At 62.7% G+C, this 3,524-nt stretch carries 2 protein-coding genes and 1 pseudogene; 2 read left to right on the top strand and 1 reads right to left on the bottom strand.

What is annotated here, in order from left to right; translation table 11 throughout:
- A pseudogene (locus VI480_RS15435) lies at positions 1–102 on the bottom strand (aconitase family protein); the annotation flags it as partial.
- Positions 103–630: 528 nt separating this feature from the next.
- On the opposite strand from VI480_RS15435, the gene VI480_RS00125 reads away from it, so the two are divergent.
- Together VI480_RS00125 and VI480_RS00120 are read left to right on the top strand one after the other, a co-directional pair.
- Entirely contained in the window at positions 631–2,307 is a 1,677-nt protein-coding gene (locus VI480_RS00125; protein WP_323670777.1) for a helicase-related protein, read from the top strand.
- 664 nt (positions 2,308–2,971) lie between these two features.
- Positions 2,972–3,352 (top strand): DUF1998 domain-containing protein, encoded by a 381-nt coding sequence (locus VI480_RS00120; RefSeq protein WP_323670776.1) that lies wholly within the window; start codon positions 2,972–2,974, stop codon positions 3,350–3,352.
- Positions 3,353–3,524: the final 172 nt, after the last annotated feature.

Genomic DNA, 3,524 nt, shown 5'->3' with positions numbered 1-3,524 from the left:
CACCTCGTGCAGCCCCTCGGCCTCGGCCTGGTGCTTCACCTGCATCGAACCCGGCACCACCAGGGTGCGCATGCCCGGCGCCACGCGCCGGCCCGCCACCACTACCTGCTGCGAGCCCTCGAGGGCGCATTCGTGTGCCGATCCACCGCGCACGACGCCACGGAGCCATGGGTGCAGCTCGAGCGTCACAAAGTCTGTCCGAGTTGCGCTGTACGTGGGATCGACTCACAGATGTTCGAACTCGGTCTCTGCGTTCGCTGCGGCGCCGGCTTTCTCGTTGGCCTCGTACATGAGGTCGAAGCAGATTCAGTGGAAACTGAGCCGTCGGCACGGTTGGTGCAAGCACCACCTCAGCGGACGAGTCTCGCCTACCTACTGCTGAGTAGGCCCCCCGCATCCGATGACGAGGACGAGGACGAGGCTGCAGTCGTTGACGATGACGACGTCGAATCAGATCTCGACGAACGACACCTATGTACGGCATGCGGCCGATTGAGCGAATCGCGGGGACAACAGTGCCCGTGTGGCACCGCCGCGCCTCTCCAGCGGATGCTCTTCGCGCGGTCCAAGCGGCCGAACGACCCGCTTCGTCGATGCCCTGCATGCTCTGGGCGCACGAACGGTGAGATCGTGCTTCGATTCTTCACGGGCCAGGATGCGCCGGTGGCCGTAGCCGCGACCAGCCTCTACCAGGCACTCCCTCCAGCAAGGACGCCGCCCGACATCGAGCCTCAGATCGGCGAAGGCCGCAAGCTGCTGACATTCGCAGACAGCCGCCAAGACGCTGCCTTTTTCGCTCCGTACCTTGAACGAACCTATGCCCGGGCGATTCAACGACGAATGATCTGGTTGGCCCTCAACCAAGTGAACGAGGAAGATCTGTGGTTCGACGACCTTGTCGAGCGAGTCCGAAGACTTGCAACAGATCATCTTGTGCTCGACCCAGATACCAGTGGAGAATCGCAGCGGCGACAGGTCCGAACGTGGTTGATGGCAGAGATTCTGGCAACAGATCGTCGCCAGAGTCTCGACGGCACCGGCCTAGCAGAGATTGCTATCGCTCCGCCACGACGTTCGCGACCACCCGAGGGCCTCCTGCGGCTCGGATTCGGTGAGGCCGAGGCCCGCGACATGGTTGCTGTCCTGCTGGACACCTTGCGCCTCCAGGCTGCTGTTTGGCTACCGGACGGAGTGGACATAGATGATCAGGCATTTGCCCCGCGCAACGCTGTCACGACCGTTCGCGCTGAACGCAGCGCCCCCAAAATCCTGTCGTGGTTGCCCACGCGAGGCACGAATCGCCGGATCGATTACGTGCGCAAGGTCGTGAACCGGCAGGGAGCGGCGGTGGACGCGCGAGAAGTCCTTGACGGGCTGTGGAGATGGCTGACCGACCGAGGCAGCGACTGGGAGAAGGTGCTTCGGCCCCGAACGACGGGGCGGTCGGGAACCACCTTCGCTATCGATTCCGAGCGCGTCGTGTTTGCGTTGAGACGAACTGAGCATCCCGCCTATATCTGCACAGTGTGCCGACAGATCGCGTGGCGGAATGTTCTCAATGTATGCCCCACATGGCAGTGCGATGGCTCGCTGCGGAACGTTACCGATGCGGACTCCGCTGCCTCCGATCACTACGCACGTCTCTACACAACCCTCATTCCCTCCGGCATGAGCGTTCAAGAACACACCGGCCAACTCTCCGCCGAACAAGCGCGGACGTATCAGCAGGACTTCCTCGAAGGGCGAACAAACGCGCTGAGCTGCACCACCACGTTCGAGCTTGGAGTGGACGTCGGCGATGTGCAGGCAGTCTTGATGCGAAATGTTCCGCCCACGCCAGCCAACTACGTGCAGCGGGCGGGGCGCGCTGGCCGCAGGGCCGGCAAGTCGGCGCTAGTTGTCACCTTCGCGCAGCGCCGCAGCCATGATCTTCACCACTTCAGAGAACCGCAGCGGCTCATTGACGGACGTGTCGAAGTCCCCATCGTTTCGCTCCAGAATTCACAGATCGTCCGACGACACATCCACGCTGTGGCATTTGCTGCGTTCGAGCGACGCACCGTCGACCAGGGGGGCGAACCCCACAACGATGTGGCATCGTTCTTTCGCCCCGGAGATGACCAGCCCCCAGCGGTAGACGATTTCGTCGAGTGGCTTCGCACCCAGCCCGATGAACTCCGAGGCCGCGGCTGGGCAAGCTCGCCGCCGCGCCGCACTCTGGCGCGTCCGGGCAACCTTGGAGGGACGCCGACTGATCGACTGTCTGGCAACGCGGGTCGTTCTGCCAAAGTACGGATTCCCCGTTGACGTCGCCGTACTGGATCTGTGGCGCGATGGCGACCGTGATGCGCAAACGCTTGACCTCAATAGAGATCTGCGCTGGGGCATCACTGAGTACGCGCCTGGCTCCAAGGTCGTAGCGAAGAAGGCCATCTGGGAATCCGACGGGCTGCGAACGCTTCCTGGCCGGGCTCTATTCGCCCGCTCGTACTCCGAATGCAAGTCGTGTGGCGACTTTCGCATGCGACCTGACTTCGACCCCACAGATCAGCATGCCACACCGCCGTGCCGTGCCTGTGGCCGATCACTGGTCGAGCGACAGTTCGTAGTGCCGCAGTTCGGCTTCGTGGGCCATAGAAGTCGGGACCAACCGGGAGAGACTCGTCCGCCACGAACGGGTTGGGCACGTTCGTTCTTCAGCGACTACGAAGGTCAACCGCCCGATTGGGAGCAGGTGTCGATCGGTGGCTCGACAATCAGCGCTCGTTTCAGCCGCCAAGGCCAGATCACTGCGATCAACACAGGTCCAGCTATGGCTGGTTTCCGAGTGTGCTTGACCTGCGGGCACGGGGAACCTCTCGTCGGACAAGGTCGAAGAAGGCCGCCGACAAGCCACAGCAGGCCTGGCTCGCAACGGGAGTGCCGGGGGCGCTTGAGCGTTGTTGACCTCGGCCATTCATATCTGACCGATGTGCTCGAACTCGACCTGAAAATGCCACTCAACTATCGCGAGGCGCGCAGTGCTTTGCAGTCGCTGCTGTCTGCAACCCCTGTGCTCGGCATACCGTCCGACGACGTCGACGGAACGCTGCGTCCGCTTCCAGATGGCGGCGGCACTGCGCTCATCGTCTTCGACTCGGTGCCCGGCGGGGCTGGCTACGTGCGGTTGATTCGTGAAGAACTTGAGCAAGTCCTTGCCGGGGCGCAGAAGATCGTCCGAGGATGCGAGTGTGCGGAAGACGCGAGTTGCTACGCCTGCCTTCGGACCTACCGCAATCAGGCTCATCACGACGACTTGGTGCGTGGTGACGCGCTCAGGATTCTCGACTCTCTACTCGCCCACGAGTCGTGATTCGTCGCAATGAGACACGTAGAGGTGTCGCGAGCAAACCACTGATGTACTCAAAAGAGTTCTGAAGGCGGGTTAGGCGTACTGGGCGGCTGCTTGGCGCTCCAGCCAGCCGAGCAGGATGGCCACCGCTCGCGGATCGTGACGGATGCGGTGGTCGGCACCCTCGATAAGG

The organism is Candidatus Poriferisodalis multihospitum, assembly GCF_028283155.1.
In the GTDB taxonomy this organism is placed as follows: Bacteria; Actinomycetota; Acidimicrobiia; order Acidimicrobiales; family Poriferisodalaceae; genus Poriferisodalis; species Poriferisodalis multihospitum.
The sequence above is the reverse complement of the archived record's forward strand: the minus strand, read 5'-3'. Positions and strand labels throughout refer to the sequence as shown.